General features: G+C 44.8%; 15 protein-coding genes. 6 read left to right on the forward strand and 9 right to left on the reverse strand.

Annotated features, from left to right (window positions below):
• Positions 1 to 12 precede the first annotated feature (12 nt).
• The 3 genes from MLE17_RS00895 to MLE17_RS00905 all read left to right on the forward strand — a co-directional run bounded on the left by MLE17_RS00895 (position 13) and on the right by MLE17_RS00905 (position 2,627).
• Positions 13 to 1,614, forward strand: a complete 1,602-nt coding sequence (locus MLE17_RS00895; RefSeq protein ID WP_243345514.1) for a DUF4419 domain-containing protein — start codon at positions 13 to 15, stop codon at positions 1,612 to 1,614.
• Between the two features lie 74 nt (positions 1,615 to 1,688).
• A complete protein-coding gene (locus MLE17_RS00900; protein WP_243345515.1) occupies positions 1,689 to 2,039 on the forward strand; it encodes a YciI family protein in 351 nt (116 codons plus the stop codon).
• A 3-nt stretch (positions 2,040 to 2,042) separates the two neighbouring features.
• A complete protein-coding gene (locus tag MLE17_RS00905; RefSeq protein WP_243345516.1) occupies positions 2,043 to 2,627 on the forward strand; it encodes a hypothetical protein in 585 nt (194 codons plus the stop codon).
• 436 nt (positions 2,628 to 3,063) lie between these two features.
• Here the strand turns inward: MLE17_RS00905 and MLE17_RS00910 are convergent, their stop codons facing one another.
• From MLE17_RS00910 to MLE17_RS00945, 8 genes are all read right to left on the reverse strand, one after another.
• The gene (locus tag MLE17_RS00910) at positions 3,064 to 3,660 is read right to left on the reverse strand and encodes an electron transport complex protein RnfA (RefSeq protein WP_243345517.1); all 597 of its coding nucleotides are present in this window, start codon (positions 3,658 to 3,660) and stop codon (positions 3,064 to 3,066) included.
• 81 nt (positions 3,661 to 3,741) lie between these two features.
• Entirely contained in the window at positions 3,742 to 4,332 is a 591-nt protein-coding gene (gene rsxE, locus MLE17_RS00915) for an electron transport complex subunit RsxE (RefSeq protein ID WP_243345518.1), read from the reverse strand.
• A 12-nt stretch (positions 4,333 to 4,344) separates the two neighbouring features.
• Positions 4,345 to 4,959, reverse strand: a complete 615-nt coding sequence (locus tag MLE17_RS00920; RefSeq protein ID WP_243345519.1) for an RnfABCDGE type electron transport complex subunit G — start codon at positions 4,957 to 4,959, stop codon at positions 4,345 to 4,347.
• Positions 4,952 to 5,905, reverse strand: coding sequence for an RnfABCDGE type electron transport complex subunit D (locus tag MLE17_RS00925; protein WP_243345520.1), 954 nt, complete (start codon positions 5,903 to 5,905; stop codon positions 4,952 to 4,954). Before MLE17_RS00925 ends, MLE17_RS00920 begins: the two co-directional genes overlap by 8 nt.
• Positions 5,906 to 5,929: 24 nt before the next feature.
• Complete coding sequence (rsxC, locus tag MLE17_RS00930; RefSeq protein WP_243345521.1) at positions 5,930 to 7,285, reverse strand: electron transport complex subunit RsxC; 1,356 nt, start codon at positions 7,283 to 7,285, stop codon at positions 5,930 to 5,932.
• A gap of 18 nt (positions 7,286 to 7,303) precedes the next feature.
• Complete coding sequence (locus MLE17_RS00935; RefSeq protein WP_243345522.1) at positions 7,304 to 8,146, reverse strand: Fe-S cluster domain-containing protein; 843 nt, start codon at positions 8,144 to 8,146, stop codon at positions 7,304 to 7,306.
• 18 nt (positions 8,147 to 8,164) lie between these two features.
• Positions 8,165 to 8,572 carry a SoxR reducing system RseC family protein gene (locus tag MLE17_RS00940; RefSeq protein WP_243345523.1) on the reverse strand — a complete coding sequence of 136 codons (408 nt, stop codon included), beginning with the start codon at positions 8,570 to 8,572 and terminating at the stop codon, positions 8,165 to 8,167.
• Between the two features lie 89 nt (positions 8,573 to 8,661).
• A complete protein-coding gene (locus MLE17_RS00945) occupies positions 8,662 to 8,829 on the reverse strand; it encodes a hypothetical protein (protein ID WP_243345524.1) in 168 nt (55 codons plus the stop codon).
• A gap of 370 nt (positions 8,830 to 9,199) precedes the next feature.
• Between MLE17_RS00945 and spt the strand changes: the two genes are divergently transcribed.
• The 3 genes from spt to MLE17_RS18910 all read left to right on the forward strand — a co-directional run bounded on the left by spt (position 9,200) and on the right by MLE17_RS18910 (position 13,668).
• A complete protein-coding gene (spt, locus tag MLE17_RS00950) occupies positions 9,200 to 10,384 on the forward strand; it encodes a serine palmitoyltransferase (protein WP_243345525.1) in 1,185 nt (394 codons plus the stop codon).
• A 279-nt stretch (positions 10,385 to 10,663) separates the two neighbouring features.
• Complete coding sequence (locus MLE17_RS18845; protein ID WP_317236615.1) at positions 10,664 to 12,046, forward strand: OmpA family protein; 1,383 nt, start codon at positions 10,664 to 10,666, stop codon at positions 12,044 to 12,046.
• Positions 12,047 to 12,264: 218 nt separating this feature from the next.
• The gene (locus MLE17_RS18910) at positions 12,265 to 13,668 is read left to right on the forward strand and encodes an OmpA family protein (RefSeq protein ID WP_317236616.1); all 1,404 of its coding nucleotides are present in this window, start codon (positions 12,265 to 12,267) and stop codon (positions 13,666 to 13,668) included.
• Between the two features lie 293 nt (positions 13,669 to 13,961).
• On the opposite strand, the gene MLE17_RS00980 is transcribed toward MLE17_RS18910, so the two are convergent.
• Positions 13,962 to 17,348: a DEAD/DEAH box helicase gene (locus MLE17_RS00980; protein ID WP_243345526.1), complete on the reverse strand. Its 3,387-nt coding sequence runs from the start codon at positions 17,346 to 17,348 to the stop codon at positions 13,962 to 13,964.
• Positions 17,349 to 17,548: the final 200 nt, after the last annotated feature.

Consider the following 17,548-nt stretch of genomic DNA (forward strand, 5'->3'; position numbering starts at 1 on the left):
AACACGTCAATCATGAATAAGTTCCATTTCCTACTAATTTCGTTTTTCTATTTAAGCTCTTCTGTTGTATATGCTCAGGAGAAAGCCCCATCCGGAAAACGATTTCTCGTTTCCAATGTTGTACAACCAAAGGCAATGCTGGAAACAGAAAGTGTAGTTACCGCATTTGAGGCTAAACTTCATAAGAAAATCAGCTACTATCCGACAGAATTCTCCTCTAAACAATTGGTTTATTGTGCCAATAACGGACTTATCGAAACCTTACAGCAATGTTATGACCAACACCGTCCATTAATTCTTTCACCGGATATTATCTGGTTAGCCATTTGCCAGGGAACCTCCATCCACATTAACCAACATTTCAAAGATTTCGAATCGGTTATCTTCAAGAAAGATAAACCCAATGAGATTGTAATAAACAATGACAGTCTCGAATTTGGCGAAAAACACTGGCAAAAACTGATCAATGATTTCTCCAGGGAAACACAGAAATATACGCAAGATGATTATTACAATTTCTTTGTGCCGGCTTTTTCCACGACTACTGCAATCGAGCAAAGAGCTTATCAAATCACCATGCTTGAAGCGTTCAAAAAAGCATTTACCTATATCGGTGAAACAGGTTGCGGAATTCCCAATATTACCCTGACCGGATCAAAAAAAGACTGGTTAGCGATATACAACAGGCTAGATCAATTGGACAAGATAGGTTTGTCTGAATGGAGAAAAGAGCTTAAACCAATCGTTCAGGAATTTATCAATGTGTATGATGATAAAATCAATATGCAGTTCTGGCAATCAATCTACAAATCTGCATCGACTTATGGCGCAGTGTATGTATCCGGATGGATTGTAAAGCTTTACCCTTATATCAAGGAAATTGAGTTGACAAAAGAGAAAGATTCCACCGGCGAAAAAGCCAAAGCAATTGAAAAAATCCTACCTAATCAGTTTCTCAAGGGAAACAGCTATCGTCTCTCCACCTTACAAACAGATAATTTTCCTTCCGGAATTGCGAAGATTGATATTATCTGGAAAAACTATTACAAACAGACCACCGAAACACTCGAAGCCTGTTCCGGATTTATGGGAATCAGACAGTATCAGGATAAATCATTGATGCCGGTTATTGCCTGGGCTTTATGTAAGAAAGATGCTCAAATTATTGAAGACCGAGAGCCAACCGCTGACACTCTTACGCTTAATATTCCCCACAAAAAGGATTATTGGTCTCCGCTAGTTTGCGACAAACTTGTCACACCGGCACAATACGATATACGAACCTATAAAACTCATCAGGAAGGAATCGACTATATCCGCAAACGGATTGAAAATGCCATCCTGAACAATAAAGAATTCAAACAGAATAAACTATCAAATATAAAAGTAAAGCTAATTATCCTGACCAATGGCGACATTGCCGACGGAAGCATAAAGTGTAATAATAAAATGCTGGCTGACTTTGTACGAAAAGAAATGACCTCCCTACCTGGCAAATGGACTCCCGCCCTGGCTTATCCGCAGGACTTCTTTGATGAAGAATTAACTGAGCAGGAGATGAAACTCAAGGTCAGGGTAAATAGCAAAGTGGAATTTACATTGTTCATTAATTAAGCAGACAATATCAGAAACTCTTCAGGAGTTATTATAAGATGATTTTCAATCTATACGATAAATAAATCAAAGCTATGAAGACGAAAGAATACATCCTCTTTTTCCGGATGGACATCACCACTCCGGAAGCTCAGCCTACCGCAGAGCAAATGGCCGTTTACATGGAACAATGGAGCCAATGGATAGAAGGCATTGTCGCACAGGACAAGATGGTCAGCGGCAATCACCTTTCACCGGACGGTTTTGTGCTGAAAACGAACGACGCTATCGCGGCCGGGCCTTACATTTCAGAGAAACAATCCGTGGCGGGATACATCATCGTTCAAGCCAATGATATGGACGAGGCATTGAGCCTGGCGAAGGATTGCCCTATCCTGCAAGGTGAAGGCACGAGTGTGGAAGTACGGGAAATCAGCAATACGTGACAGATGATGAAGCATTTTGCAACTGCAATTCTCCTGCTGCTTTCGCTCAGCGCCTGCAATGACCAGCGCGAAGCTGCCCACACCGTAAAGGCCATCATCAACGAAACGACTTCGTTGGTAAAACAGGCTACCGACCCGGATAATGATTCGGTAAAAATAGTCGGCGACCTGATCCTGAGCGGGAAAAGCATCTGGAACGACAACGAGAAATACATCAAACCGCTGATGGACAGTCTTGCCACCAAGGATTACGCCAAAAGCGAATATTACTTCAAGGTGTTTGGCAAAATCTGCGAACAGGCTGATGGGTATGTCGGTGAAGAACTGGGAACGTATATCCTGGATTATTTCCAGAAAGACCCGCAGAAGTTTCTTCGCCATTCAGCATTGGTTTCTAATGATATAGTGGGGAAAATGGGCTACGAAGCCGGTGTTGAATTAGCCATGAGGGAGGAACATCCCGAACAGGCTTTCCAGAAATTGATTAAAACAACCAAAGAACATCTCCCCAACCTGACCGACGACCAAAAGGAGAAACTGAATGAGTTTTTCCGAAAAATGAAAGAAGGGATGAAAGCGGGGGAATAATAAGGGTTTTAGGAGGCTTTCTGCATCACAGGGAAGCCTCTTCTTAATTCCTGAATATTATACCGTTGAAGATAGGAACCTTTCGATAGAAGATAGACAGCATTTCTCAGAGATAGTTGGCTTACCGCTCAAGTCCGAAGCCTCTTCGCAGAGGATAGTTGCCAGGTCGAATGAGATAGATGGCACTCCGAAGAAGTTAGTTGCCTATTTGCATCAGATAGTTACCTTTCCGAATAACATAGAAGCGACCCCGAACCACTTAGAAGCCTTATCGTAGAAGATAGAAGCTATCACGAATGAGTTAGTTGCCTTTTCGGGAAGGTAGTTACCTTTCCGAACAACATAGAAGCTGCCCCGAACCACATAGAAATCTTATCGAAGAAGATAGAAGCTACCCCGAATGAGTTAGTTGCCTTTTCGGGAGGTAGCTCAACCATCACATTCCCCACAACTTCGCCAGCGTCTTATCAATACCGGAAAATCCCATAAAAGCCATCGCCAGCATACCGGCCACAATCAGGGCAATGGGAGTTCCTTTCATTCCTTTGGGAATAAGGGTCATTGCGAGCTGCTCCCGCAATCCGGCAAACAAAACCAACGCCACGCCAAAACCAATCGCGGTGGAAAAGGCAAAGACTACCGACTCCACCAGATTGAGATTCTTCTGAATCACCAGAATAGCCACGCCCAGGATGGTGCAATTGGTCGTAATCAGCGGAAGGAAAACACCTAACGCCTGATACAACGGCGGCGAGACCTTCTTCAGGATAATCTCTACCATCTGCACCAAAGCCGCAATCACCAGGATAAAGGTGATGGTCTGCATAAAATCAATGCCAAATGCGGTCAACGCACCCTGTATGAGATAGGTGATAATAGTGGAAAGCGTCATCACAAAAGCCACCGCAGCACTCATGCCGATGGCGGTTTCCACCTTACGGGAGACGCCCAGAAAAGGACAAATTCCCAGAAACTGCGCCAATACGATGTTATTGACAAAGACAGCTGTGATAAATATGACAATGTAGGACATGGACTAAAGAAATTAAATAAATGAAGGCAATGAAAGGAATTAAAGTAATGAAGAGAGGAGAAAATGCATTACTCCAATACCTTATTTACTCCGTTTGATGAAAATATTGAATAATGCGATCAGGAAGCCAAGCACGATAAATGCCCCGGGTGCCAGCACAAAAAGCAGCGAACCGAATTTCTCCGGATAAATATTCCAGCCAAAAATCTTACCGGTTCCGAGGAATTCACGCACAGCCCCCAGAATCGTAAGTGCCATCGTAAAACCAAGCCCGATACCCAACCCGTCAAAAGCGGATTCTGTGGTTGTACTTTTTGCCGCAAAGGATTCAGCACGGCCAAGCACGATGCAGTTCACCACAATCAGCGGGATAAAAAGGCCCAGGCTGGCATAAAGCGCAGGTACATAGGCCTGCATCAGCAACTGCACCGCCGTTACAAAGGTCGCGATAACCACCACATAAGCCGGTATTCGCACCTTATCGGGGATAAGATTTTTCATCATAGCCACCGCCATATTGGAAGCCGTCAGCACAAAAGCCGTGGCGAGTCCCATACTCATGCCGTTTAGCGCCGACGAGGTCGTTCCCAGCGTTGGACACATCCCCAGCAAGAGCACGAATGTCGGATTCTCCTTAATAATTCCGTTGGTTAATATCTTCAGGTAACTCATATCTTCAGTTAATCAATTGGCATTCATTCCGGATTTCACATCATTTCCTGTTGTTGAGTGGTAAGCCTTGGCCGCTTGGTTCACCGCATCCAGAAAGGCTCGTGAAGAGATGGTTGCCGCAGTTATAGCATCGACCTCTCCCCCATCTTTTTTCACCTTTAGCGGCGTTTCCGGATTGTGACCTAAGATGGATTGCGAGGATTTGCTTTTGTCGGAAAACCACTGCTGCATTTTCGAACCCAACCCGGGTGTTTCACTGTGCTTCAACACCACATAGTTTACGACATTTCCCTCTGCATCAAATCCAACCATTAGCCTGATTTTTCCGGAGAAACCTTTATTCGTCACCGCCTCCACAGCGGCACCAACCAGCTTTCCGTTCTTTTTTGCCAGAAAAACCGTAAAAGAATCAGCACCTGCTACCGCTACTTTACAGGCTTCGTCCAAAGGTGAATTATCAAAAGCAGGTACCACTTGCCCTATTGCGTCAATCTGTTTTTGTTTCTCCGAAAAGGCAATCGGCTCCTTCGTCATCTTATAGACCGAAGCCAGGAGTGCGGCCGCCAATCCGGTAATCATAACCAGCGACAACACCATATTCCGAAATGAAGATTCCAGTTTAGCCATGTTTTACCTCCCCGAAACGTGTTGGTTTACAATAGGTATTAAGCAAAGGCGTTACCCCGTTCATCAGCAGAATGGCAAAAGAAACCCCTTCCGGATAAGCGCCGTATTGACGAATCAGCATGGTAAGCAGTCCGATAGAAGCGCCATAAATCAGCATTCCTTTGGATGTCATGGGTGAAGTCACATAATCAGTTGCCATAAATATCGCGCCCAGCATCAAACCGCCAGAGAAAAGGTGCTGCACCGGATCGCTCCCCATCAGGAAAGCAAAGAGAGCAACCGACGCAAAGATGGAGACCGGAATATGCCAGGTGATAATCTTACGGATCAACAGGAATACGAATCCGGCTAACAGGGCCAATGCACTGATTTCACCAAGACTTCCTCCCATTTTTCCATAAAATAAATCGAGAAAATGGAGTGAATCCGTTGATAGATATCCCTTCAACACAGCTAAATGGGTGGCTCCGGTCTCCACATCCACCGTGGAAAAACGATTGGCAGCATTGGCTATGGGCCAGGTGGTCATTTGAGCCGGAAATGAAATCAGCAGAAAAACCCTTCCGGCCAATGCGGGATTAAAGAGGTTGTTCCCCAATCCCCCAAACGGCATCTTGGCTACACCGATCGCAAACAGGGCTCCTAAAACGACTATCCATAATGGTAAATTAGAAGGCAAATTAAAGGCAAGCAACACGCCGGTCAATATCGCCGAACCATCCGAAATGGTCTTTTCTCCTTTAAGCAAATAGCGCTGTATCAGGTATTCGAATAGCAAACAGGCCGCTACCGAAGTCGCCGTCACCGTAATGGCTCCCAGTCCGAATGCATATACAGCCACGCAAAAGGCCGGAACCAGGGCAATCAGCACACTGTGCATGTTTTTGGCGACCGAGTCGCCACTGTGGATATGAGGGGATGGGGAAACTATCAATGGTTGTGTCATGATTAACTGTCAGTTTGTAGAATATTACTTTTGGGCACGCAATAAAGCGCCTGCTTTTGATTTACCCAGTCGGATAAAATCGACCAAAGGTCGATTGGCCGGACAAACGTAGGAGCATGTACCGCACTCGATGCAATCCATTACCCGCTCTTTTACTGCCATTTCCCAAAGTTGCAATTCTCCGGCTTTTCCAAGCAAATAGGGCTCCAGTTCCATCGGACAAGCCTGTACACATTTTGAACAGCGAATGCAGGGTTTCATCTTTACCCGTTGGGCTTCATCGTTAGTCAGAAGCAAAATCCCCGAACAACCTTTCACGACAGGCACGTCTGCATTTACCACCGCCTTCCCCATCATCGGTCCACCAGCAATGATTTTTCCGGTATTACCGGGCATTTCCCCAACGGCTTCAATCAGTTGCCGGATAGGAGTCCCAATACGCACCAATTTATTTGAAGGCCGGAGGACCGAACTTCCTGAGATTGTGACCACCCGCTCCACCAACGGTTTATTTTTTTGCACCGCTTCGTACACGGCAAAAACCGTGGCAACATTCTGCACCGTAGCGCCTACAGATGCGGGAAGTTCACCACTTTTCACTCGACGATTCAGTACAGCTTCAATCAATTGTTTTTCACTTCCCTGCGGATATTGGGTTTGCAGGGCCACCACTTCAATGCCGGAAGAATCCTTCACCTTCTCCCTGAATAGCCGGATTGCATCTGCCTTGTTATTTTCAATGGCGATAAATGCCTTATTAATTTTCAATGCCTTCATCAGCAATTGAATCCCGACCAGGATTTCATCCGCCTTTTCCAGCATCAGTTGATGGTCTGCGGTCAGGTAGGGCTCACATTCTACCGCGTTGACCAATAACACTTCAATTGTGGCACCGTTCGGCGGAGTTAATTTTACATGAGTCGGAAAGGTAGCTCCTCCCAGGCCAACAATCCCCATTTGCCCGATTTTGGAAATAATATCTTCAGGAGAGTATTGAATATCAGTTACCAAAGTATCAGTCCGGTCAATCCCGGATTCCCATTCATCCCCGTCCACATCGATAAAAATTGCAGGGCGACGATACCCGCTGATGTCAGTTACTTCATCAATCTTACTCACGACACCGGATACGGAAGAATGAATATTGGCAGAAACAAAACCATTTGCACGGGCAATGAGTGTACCCACCTTCACACTGTCTCCCTTTGCAACAATGGGAGACGATGGAATGCCCAGACTTTGAGCAATCGGGATAACGGCTGTTGTCGGGGGATGAAGCAATACTATCGGCTTTCTTGCCGACAATTTATTTTCAGGAGGATGAATCCCACCTTTTTTAAATGTTCTGTATTTATACTTTTGGAAAAACGATAAGCTCATAGTAACATTCGATATCGATTATTCTTCTGCCTCAGTTTTCTTTTGGGGCGGAAAGTTCAACTCTGCAATAGCCGAAGTTGGACAAACTTCCACACAAGCACGGCACAACGTACATAAATTACAATCTATGTACGCCAGATTATTTGCAATGGTAATTGCGTTATAGCTACAGACTTGCCGGCATTTGGAGCAGGCAATACAGGAAACCGAACAGGCTTTACGGGAAATAGCTCCTTTGTCCTTATTTACACAGTTGACAAATATCCGGTGTGATTTCTCCCCTTTTTTCCTGAGTTCGATTATATTTTTCGGACAAGCCTTAACACAAGCCCCGCAAGCTGTACATTTATCTTCAACAACTTCTGGCAGGAGTGTTTGTTCATTAATATATATAGCGTCAAACATACACGCTTTCACACAATCGCCATGCGAAAGACATCCGAATGAACAACCCGTTTCACCACCATAAAGCATCGACTCCACGGCACAGCTTTTAGCGCCATCGTATTGACTGGTACGGGGGCGATTGTCGCAGGATCCATTACACCGAACCACCGCAATCATCGGAGCAGTGACTTGCACTTCAAAACCCAGCAAACCTCCAACCCTTGACATCAACTCATCACCACCAACCGGACATCTCAGTCCATTTAAAGACGAAGCTTTCACACAGGCTTCGGCAAATCCGTGACAACCGGGATAACCGCATCCACCGCAATTGGCCGCCGGAAGGATTTCCTCGAGCAGATTCACCCGTTTATCTTCCACTACCTGAAAGCGATTGGCAACCACATATAATATGATTGCACTTGTACCCCCGACGATAGCGAGCAAAATTACAGATATAAGGATAATACTCATAAACAATAAACCTACAATTTATATACCGGTCTTTATCCGAAAGACGAATTTTCGCTTCAGGGTATCCCGCTTCAGATACAAAACCAGATAATATGGGACCAGCATCAAAAGAGACACTGCTCCGGATATTAATTCACTGAAAAAATAGTGTTGGAAAATAACGAGTGTAAAAATAAGAATTACCAGCGGAATAACGAAGGCATAAACAATGGCCTGCATACCCATTGACACACTTCCTTCCAGTAATACTTTCTGACCGATGTGAAGATTTTCAGGAGGCAAAGGCAGGTCAAGAATTATTTCCGATTGATCAACAACACTGCAACTACCTTTTGCATGACACCCGGCACAAGCCGACTGCTTATATAACCGGATGGTAACCTTCGCTTCATTAAGTTCAATAATTGTACCTTCGTGCTGGATCATTTTACTGCTTCCTTACTTTTCGAAGTAAAGATAAATAAAGATAATCAGACCGGATTCCCGGAAAATAAAAAAAGCAACTTTCGTTGCTTTTAGTTCAGAAACATATTGACTGTTTTTCCTTTTTCAGTTTTCTCCACAGTGAAGGTTCGGGCAAATTGCTTTAGCAGATTTAATGTAGATTTTCTCGGATTGTACCGACTTAATTCATTTTGCATTTTGTTTTTACTGTGAAATTCAGAAGTGTAAGCTTTCTTCATAGGCTAATTTAATTATGGTAAGGTAATACAGGTGATTGCAATATCCCTGCTATAATAAACTAACGCAACTGTTTGTCATTTAGTATCCAAACCTCCATTATTTGATTTTACAGGTTGAAAATCCGATTAACTAAAGGAGCGTTTCAAATTTAACAACCGCGGTCATCTTGAAATATCCAGCTGATTTACTTACACATACAACCATTTCAAAACCCTTCATCAACCGGCCCCCTTCTATATTTCAATATAAATTCAGGTGAAAAATCCGGATTATAATTTTTTTCACTATTTTTGCCGGTCGAAATTCGAAAGACCTGAGATATTCGGATAAAATAATGAGGAGTTAATAACCCTACCTTATACAAATGTTATGAAACTAATGCAACAGAAATTGGCCGAGTTCGATGCCCCACAAAAGGCAAAAGCACTTGGTGTTTACCCCTATTTTCGCATGATCGAGAGCGATCAGGATACGGAAGTAATCATTAACGGTAAAAAGGTATTGATGTTTGGATCAAACAGTTACCTCGGCCTGACCAACCACCCCAAAATTAAGGAAGCTGCTATTGCTGCTATAAAAAAATATGGAACCGGATGTGCCGGTTCACGTTTTTTGAATGGTACACTGGACATCCACGTTGAGCTGGAAAAACGCTTGGCTAAATTTGTTGGTAAAGAAGATGCTATCATTTATTCTACCGGATTTCAGGTAAACCTCGGTGTAGTATCGTGTCTTACCGGACGTCAGGACTATATTATCTGGGACGAACTTGACCATGCTTCAATCATTGAAGGACGCAGATTGTCATATTCCAATTCAGTTAAGTTCCGTCACAATGACATGGCTTCTCTGGAAAAAGCACTGGCTAAATGCGATCCTGATAAAGTAAAACTGATCGTTGTTGACGGCGTTTTTAGTATGGAAGGCGACCAGGCTCCATTGACAGAGATTGTACCTCTGGCTAAAAAATACAATGCCAACCTGATGGTGGACGAAGCCCACAGTTTGGGTGTGTTCGGCAAAAACGGACAAGGATTGTGCCACGCTTCAGGCGTAACTGACGATGTTGATCTTATCATGGGTACTTTCAGTAAATCGTTTGCTTCTTTAGGTGGATTTATTGCAACAGATGAAATTACAGCCAATTACCTGCGCCACAATTCTCGTTCATACATCTTCAGTGCAAGTATTACGCCTGCATCGACAGCCGCAGTTAATGCAGCTTTGGATATCATGGAAAGTGAACCGGAGCGCTTCGAGCACCTGTGGAAACTGACTGATTACGCATTGAAAGGTTTCCGTGCTATCGGTTGCGAAATCGGCCACACTACCACTCCGATTATTCCATTGTTCGTTCGTGACAATGAAAAAACCTTCCTGGTTACAAAAATGCTGCTTGAAGCGGGCATTTTCGTAAATCCGGTTGTTTCTCCGGCAGTTGCTCCAGACAGCACATTGATTCGCTTCTCTCTGATGGCAACGCACACATTCGAACAGCTTGACTATGCTATCGAAACCATCCAAAAATGTTTCAAGCAATTAGGCATTATCTAATTCCCGAAATATATTACTTCAAAAGCCCTGCAGATCATTATCTGTGGGGCTTTCTTTTTGTCCGATATTCCGTTTTCACAATAACAACTTTTCATATCCCCTCCCCTTCAACGCATTTTGTTAAAATGGCATAACCCAAGAAACTATTTAAGGATCAATTATGTTATTGAGGTATGTTGTTTGTTTTATTCACATTTCGCCTTATTTATCAAACAGATGAAAGAGTAATTTGCTGATTTTACATTCGAATCAAATAATACTAATCTAAACTTTACGATTATGAAAAAGATTTCTATTCTACTGTTAAGTTTCATGTGTAGTATGGTTATGATTGCCCAGAATGCTGACAATCCCTGGGCAATAGAAGGCCAGTTTGGTAAAAGCGAATACCGTGGTGACATCCAGAATCAGTATTGGAAATGGGATCCATTCTATGCCCTGGGCGGTATTGGCATAAGTAAATACCTCAACAAGTCATTCGATCTGGGAGGCTATTTTTCATTGGGTAAAATCGGAGCAGAAGTTGGAACGCGTAAATTTCTTGGTGGACGTTGGGACTTAAACCTACTAGGCAAATACAAATTGAACAACGGCAAAATCCTAAGCGAAAACAGCATTATTGCCCCCTATTTAGCTGCAGGATTAGGCTATGCTGACTATTACAACGGCTTTGGAGGCAACAGTTCAATCTTCCGTACAGGTGTCAATATGACGATTCCGCTGGGAGGCGGCATTAAAGTCAATCTATCCAAAAACGTAGCCCTTCAATACCAATTACTGTTCAACTTCAACGAAAGCGACTGGAACGGAGATAAACGTTACGATAATAAGATCGATAACTTCCTGAAACACACCGTAGGAATCGTGATTAGCTTCGGTGGTAAAAAAGACTCAGACAAAGACGGCGTATCAGATAAACTCGACGCCTGCCCGGGAACTCCGGCGGGTGTGCAGGTTGATGCCAAAGGTTGCCCAATCGACAGTGACGGCGATGGTGTAGCAGACTATCTGGATAAATGTCCGAATACCCCCCCCGGTGCGCAGGTTGATGCCAGCGGTTGTCCGATTGATAGCGACAATGACGGTGTTGCCGATTATCTGGATAAATGCCCGAATACACCTGCCAATGTAAAAGTTGATGCAAAAGGCTGTCCACTTGACAGCGATGATGATGGTGTGGCTGACTACCAGGATCAATGCCCGAACGAAAAAGGCAAGGCTTCTACCATGGGTTGTCCTGACAGAGACAATGATGGAGTGGCTGATAAAGATGATAAATGCCCTGATGTTGCCGGCCCTGCAAGCAACGGAGGTTGCCCGGTAGTTGAAAAACAAGGTATCCCGAATCTGTTATTTGCAACAAACCAATATGCAATTACACCCGAACATCAAACCATCCTGAGCGATGTGGTTAAAACCCTGAATGCAAACAAAGACTCCAAACTTTTGGTTAACGGTCACGCTGACAGCACAGGACCTGATGAATACAACCAGAAACTTTCCGAAAAAAGAGCAACCTCTGTAAAAGTTTATCTGGTGAAAAAGAAAATTGCCGCAAAACGTATCTCAACAGCCGGATACGGAGAAACCCAACCGGTCGGTGATAATAACACTGAAGAAGGCAAAGCTCAAAACAGAAGAGCTGAGTTGCAACTTAAATAACAAAAACCGATTCAAGCCCTGCTCCAAAAAAGCAGGGCTTTTTCTTGCTTAAAACTACATCTCTTATTGTTTTCTCAACACAAAGTCCCTTTGCTTTAAACTTTTTTCATTACCTATCTGTTTACAAGGATAGGTATTTGTGTTTATTCACAAATCAAATAAACTTTATTCATTCAAACATTTCATATTTAGTCGTTTAATCAAATAATAGATCAGTTATGAAGAAGATTAGCATTTTATTACTGGGTGTATTTTGCTCGATAGCCATTTATGCCCAAAACGCAGACAAAAAGTGGGCCATCGAAGCTCTGTTCGGGAAAAACGAGTACAATGGCGACATTGCCAATGACTACTTCAAATGGAACAAAACCTTCTACGGAATGGGAGGATTGGGGCTAAACTTCTATCTGGATAAAAATTTCGATGGAGGTTTTCAGGCTACTTATGGAAAATATGGTTCCTGGGTTAACTCAACAAGTAATTTTCTGGGAAAGAAGTTTGACCTTTCCGGATTATTGAGATATAAACTCAATAATGGCTATATCCTGCCGGAGAATAGCTTCTTTGCCCCGTACCTGACTGCTGGGTTTGGTTATGTGAATTACTCTGGTGGCCCCAAGATTTACGAAAGCAACACTGCGATCATTCCATTGGGAGTAGGATTAAAATTCAATTTCTCAAAGACCGTGGCATTACAGTACCAATGGCTCTTCAACTTTAATGCGAGCGACCGTCAGGATTTCAAAATGGATAACAAAGACGATAACTTCATGAAACACTCCGTGGGACTCGTAATCAGCTTTGGAGGCAAAAAAGACAAAGACAACGACGGTGTACTTGACAAATATGATCTTTGTCCGAACACTCCGCTGGGCGTAAAAGTGGATGCCAAAGGTTGTCCGATTGACAGTGACGGCGATGGTGTAGCTGATTATCTGGATAAATGTCCAAACACTCCGGCTGGTGTTAAAGTGGATGCGAATGGTTGTCCGCTAGACAGTGACGGTGACGGTGTACCTGACTATCTGGATAAATGCCCGAATACCCCTGCCGGTGTACAGGTGGATGCAAATGGGTGCCCGATTGATTCTGACGGAGACGGCGTGGCTGATTATCTGGATAAATGTCCTAATACTCCTGCCGGTGTTCAGGTTGATGCTAACGGTTGCCCGCTGGACCGTGACGGTGACGGTGTGCCTGATTATCTGGATAAATGCCCGGATGTGAAAGGTACAATTGAAAATAAAGGATGTCCGGAAATAAAACAAGAGACCAAAGAGGTATTCAAAAGAGCACTACAGGGTATACAGTTTGCCACCGGTAAAGATGTGATCCTGCCGAAATCATTCCCGATTCTGGATAATGTCGTTTCCATTATGAAAGAAAATCCGGCTTATCAGCTCGACATTAACGGACACACCGACAATGTTGGTAAACCTGAAGCCAACCAGATTCTTTCGGAAAAACGTGCAGCAGCAGTGAAGGCTTACCTGGTACAAAAAGGCATCAGTGCTGATCGTTTGATGTCAGCCGGATTCGGGGATAAACAACCGGTTGCTGACAACAAAACGGCTGCGGGAAGACAACAAAACAGACGGGTAGAGTTTAAAGTAAACTTCTAAAACAAACCTGTTTCAGATAACGGAAAAGGAGGAAATCTTTGCAGGTTTCCTCCTTTTTTTATTGAACACCAAGGCGATTAAGTACTGAGTATAATTTAATGTCCTATTTATACCATGCTTCTATAGGACTGTCTAGTCTTATCAATCCGGCAAGCGGCATGAAGCCGCTGCCCGGAGCACAGCGCTAGCGTTCAGCGGCTTCATGCCGCTTGACGCGTAATTCTTATTTCCCAATTCATACGACATCAATTCTCTCCTATCACTTAATGGATAAAATCAAATAAGCTTTCCCCTCACCCTAACCAGTCTAGCAATCGTTTATAGATCGGATTCTTCTCCAATATCTCCGGATTGCCCAGAATAAAGAGTTGTTTCTTAGCACGAGTGAGCGCTACGTTAAGTTTACGGTCCACCTCTACCCCTTCGTCGATGGTGATGTTGGGAAGAAAGGCCAACTGGTGCAGACGGTTTACACAAAACGAATAGATAATCACATCGCGTTGCCCGCCCTGGAAGCGTTCCACCGTATCAACAGAGAGGCCTTGCAGTTCGGTGATGCCGGTATTTTGCAATTCACGGCGGATGGCTGCAATCTGACTGCGGTAAGGTGTTATGATCCCCACACTTTCTCCGCCGTGAAACGGAATATCATTCAACTTATATAAATCATAGACCGACCGGCAAATCTCAGCCGTCAGTTTCGCCTCATTGCTGTTTATCTTAAATGAAATATCGGACGAAGAGGTCGTAGTCGGGAAAAAGTGAATCCGTTTCGAAGCCAGCAACTGCGTGAAACTATCCTCCCCCTTCTGTTCGTAAGGCAGATCCTCCTCTTGATGCGGAGTTGGTACCACGCGAAGTCGGTTATGGTAAAAGGCTTTGTTTGCAAATTCCGCAACCTCTTCATGCATGCGTCCCTGACGGTGAAGCATGTCAATGCAATGAGTTAAGCCCTTCTCCGTAGCATTGCGGAAGAGCCGCTCAAACAACGCTTCCCGGAAATTCAACAAACCAATCTGCCGCAATGACTCTTCTTTCACCTCCGATTCGGAAGGGGACTGCACCACAACAGCCGGTAATTGCTTATGATCGCCAATCAGTACAAACTTCCCGATGGCATTCTCTCCGTGACGGTCTTTCGCACAGAGCAGCCACAGCAGTTGCGGCTCGATGATCTGGCTCGCTTCGTCCACGATGGCTACGTCGAAACGTTTCAGGCGGAAGAGTCCGGTACGACCGTTCATCGTGGGCACGGTGGAGACATAGACGCGACAGTTTTGAAGGCGCTGGCGAACTTCGGCTCGATTACGACATTCCGCCAATTGGTTTTCGAGCAGGCGCGGGTGAAACTCCACTTCACTGGACCAGGCATTTCCTACCCGGATATAATCAATCGACGGCTCAATACACTCCAGGGCACGGCAGATTTCATCCACCGCCTTGTTGGTATAAGCCATCAGCAGAATGTTTTTATCTGGTTCAGCGTAGAAGGTTTCCACCATCTGCCGGAGTGCACAGGAGGTTTTTCCGGTACCGGGAGGGCCCAGCAACAGAAAGTAGTCCTTCGCCGCTTTGGCCTTAAGAGCCACCCGCTCGAAATCACTCTCCTCCCCGGTCAGTTTATCCAGAACGGATTGGTCTGTTTCCGCCTCCCGTTGCCCTAAAAGCAGGTCGCGGCGCTCTCCTTTTGCTTTGAGGAAGGCTGCAAGGCTTTTGTACATAGCCGTAAAGCCGACATCCATATAGTCGTGCTCGATGGCGTATTTGCTATTTAACGGTAACACTGACGCATTTTTCTGCGGACAACGCAACTGTAACTCCACGGAACTATTATCCATAGCGATGATCGAAGCCTTGATCACCTGACGGTTACAGACGTTATCCTGCGCATTGTTCCGTTCATAAATCAGAACAATGTCGCCCGCACGGAAATTGGGAAGAAAATCACCTTCATAAGCCGGAATGGAAAGTCGGAGACGATGTATATCGTTACGAATCTCGCTCTTTTCGAGGGTCAGGTCGTGCAGAATCTCACCGGACTCAATCTTCTCCTGCAACGAAGCGTTCCAAAGGGTAAAGATGCCGCGATTGGCATCGTAGTCTGAACCGCTGCCGGTCTTGGAGACAAACTGTTCCTTGGTGATGAAATTGTAGAGTCTGTGAAAATAGTCCGATTCAAGCTGAGTCAGATTCTTCAGCCGCTTTTCAAACTTGTCAATATCCGGTTGCAGATAGGTTTCCCAGAATTTCCCAGACATGTTTTTCTCGTTGAGCGTTGTCGCATTCAGAGTCGCGAGGAAACTGCGGGTATAGTCAATCTCGTTTTGATGCTGCACTCCGTAATCACAGAGCACGATGCGGTTACGCACCTCCACTGCGGTCTTCACCAGGCTCCAGAAAGGGCGCTCAGGATAGAGCATCGGATATTTGGAATACATCAGATAGGCCTGCGATTTATGCACATCCACACCCATATTGTAATGGAGGATCGCAAAGTAGAGCATCATCTGCACGTAATGGTTCTCGCGATGGGAAAGCGGCGGTGGAAACTCCTTTGCCTTGCCCGACTTTAACTCGATAAAGCAACTGTAATCCTGCATCATCAGGTCGAGACGCCCCTGAAAGCCAAGCGTCTCACAAAGGAAACCGGGCTCAAGTACCACCTGAGACTTATCTATGCCGTAACTTTTCTGTGGAAAATATTCGTTGACCAGCTTGCTGATATTATCAAACTGAAGTTTACAATCGGCAAAGAACTGTTTCTCTGCATCCATCTGCTCGATGTCGGGGCAAGTCGTGAAGTCAAACGGATTGCGGTTGAAAATCTCCTTCATCAATGCTCCGTATTCCACCGTTTCCCCCTCCCCGGCATTGACAAAAGCATCCAGGAAAGCATTTGCCACGTTTCCAAGCAACAGGTATTTATTGTTTGCAGGCAGCTCAAGGCGTGAATAGATGTAGTTCAGCGGATGCTTGCCGTAATCTTTGAAACATTCAGCCAGCGCACTGATATCCATCAGGTAATCAGGCTCAAGCACCACCATCTCGGGCAGATAAGCATGATTCTCTTCGTCAAATGCCACATCCACCAAATTGAGAGAAGCGCCATGATGAATCTTTTCGAGCAACGCGGCAAAATGCACACTCTCATCAAAGTCAGGTGAAAGCTGTACTTTCATCGGTTCGTCGGGGTCATCATCGGTCCAGGCCAGGAAGGAGTCTTCACCTGTTGCCTGTGAGAAGTGGCAGCGGATCTTTGGAATGCGTTCACCCTTGAAGCGACTTTTGAGCGAAAAGTTGATTTTTCCCGTTGGATAAATATCGAAAAGCGCAACCGGAGTCGGTTCGTTCGATACCTCATAGATCAAATCCGCCAGCAGCTTGATGGCCCACTCCACCTCGCTCACTGTGGTCTTTTGATCGCGATGAGAAGGATTGGTACGGATACGCAGGGCATTAAGCCCCTGATTGAGCGAAGGCGAAATGCCGTACTTTTTCACCACAAAATCGAGACGCGAAAAGAAGTTGGCAAAAGACAACTTATCCTCGTGTGTCGCCTGACGGCAAAAGCGGTCAAACAACTGCCGCAACCGCATCAGCTTATCGCCTGGCTTCCGATCGGAAACGTGGAGGGTTAGCAGCTCGGCATAATATTCCTGTGGTGAAAAGTGGTGTATCATAATTATCGTAAACCTCCAACGTAAACCTCCAAGGTTTTGAAAACCTTGGAGGTTTGTACCATCGGTTTGTTCTATCCTACAAAGGTCGGTAAAATCACCGAGCCGGAAAAGCCGAAATAGCAATCTTTTTGAGAATACGCATATCCGGTAACTTCAAGAATTTTTGCCCTACTTTTTTCATCTCTTCCAAGAGCCTTTTT

The organism is Parabacteroides sp. FAFU027 (assembly GCF_022808675.1).
In the GTDB taxonomy this organism is placed as follows: Bacteria; Bacteroidota; Bacteroidia; order Bacteroidales; family UBA7332; genus CAXXIC01.

Excerpts from the sequence above, each read along its gene's own strand:
- MLE17_RS00935 (WP_243345522.1), bottom strand. The coding sequence starts at position 8,146 with ATGAGTATTATCCTTATATCTGTAATTTTGCTCGCTATCGTCGGGGGT.
- spt (WP_243345525.1), top strand. The coding sequence starts at position 9,200 with ATGAAACTAATGCAACAGAAATTGGCCGAGTTCGATGCCCCACAAAAG.
- MLE17_RS00910 (WP_243345517.1), bottom strand. The coding sequence starts at position 3,660 with ATGTCCTACATTGTCATATTTATCACAGCTGTCTTTGTCAATAACATC.
- MLE17_RS00925 (WP_243345520.1), bottom strand. The coding sequence starts at position 5,905 with ATGACACAACCATTGATAGTTTCCCCATCCCCTCATATCCACAGTGGC.
- rsxC (WP_243345521.1), bottom strand. The coding sequence starts at position 7,285 with ATGAGCTTATCGTTTTTCCAAAAGTATAAATACAGAACATTTAAAAAA.
- MLE17_RS00900 (WP_243345515.1), top strand. The coding sequence starts at position 1,689 with ATGAAGACGAAAGAATACATCCTCTTTTTCCGGATGGACATCACCACT.
- MLE17_RS00920 (WP_243345519.1), bottom strand. The coding sequence starts at position 4,959 with ATGGCTAAACTGGAATCTTCATTTCGGAATATGGTGTTGTCGCTGGTT.
- MLE17_RS00940 (WP_243345523.1), bottom strand. The coding sequence starts at position 8,572 with ATGATCCAGCACGAAGGTACAATTATTGAACTTAATGAAGCGAAGGTT.
- MLE17_RS00895 (WP_243345514.1), top strand. The coding sequence starts at position 13 with ATGAATAAGTTCCATTTCCTACTAATTTCGTTTTTCTATTTAAGCTCT.
- MLE17_RS00980 (WP_243345526.1), bottom strand. The coding sequence starts at position 17,348 with ATGATACACCACTTTTCACCACAGGAATATTATGCCGAGCTGCTAACC.
- MLE17_RS18910 (WP_317236616.1), top strand. The coding sequence starts at position 12,265 with ATGAAGAAGATTAGCATTTTATTACTGGGTGTATTTTGCTCGATAGCC.
- MLE17_RS18845 (WP_317236615.1), top strand. The coding sequence starts at position 10,664 with ATGAAAAAGATTTCTATTCTACTGTTAAGTTTCATGTGTAGTATGGTT.
- MLE17_RS00945 (WP_243345524.1), bottom strand. The coding sequence starts at position 8,829 with ATGAAGAAAGCTTACACTTCTGAATTTCACAGTAAAAACAAAATGCAA.
- rsxE (WP_243345518.1), bottom strand. The coding sequence starts at position 4,332 with ATGAGTTACCTGAAGATATTAACCAACGGAATTATTAAGGAGAATCCG.
- MLE17_RS00905 (WP_243345516.1), top strand. The coding sequence starts at position 2,043 with ATGATGAAGCATTTTGCAACTGCAATTCTCCTGCTGCTTTCGCTCAGC.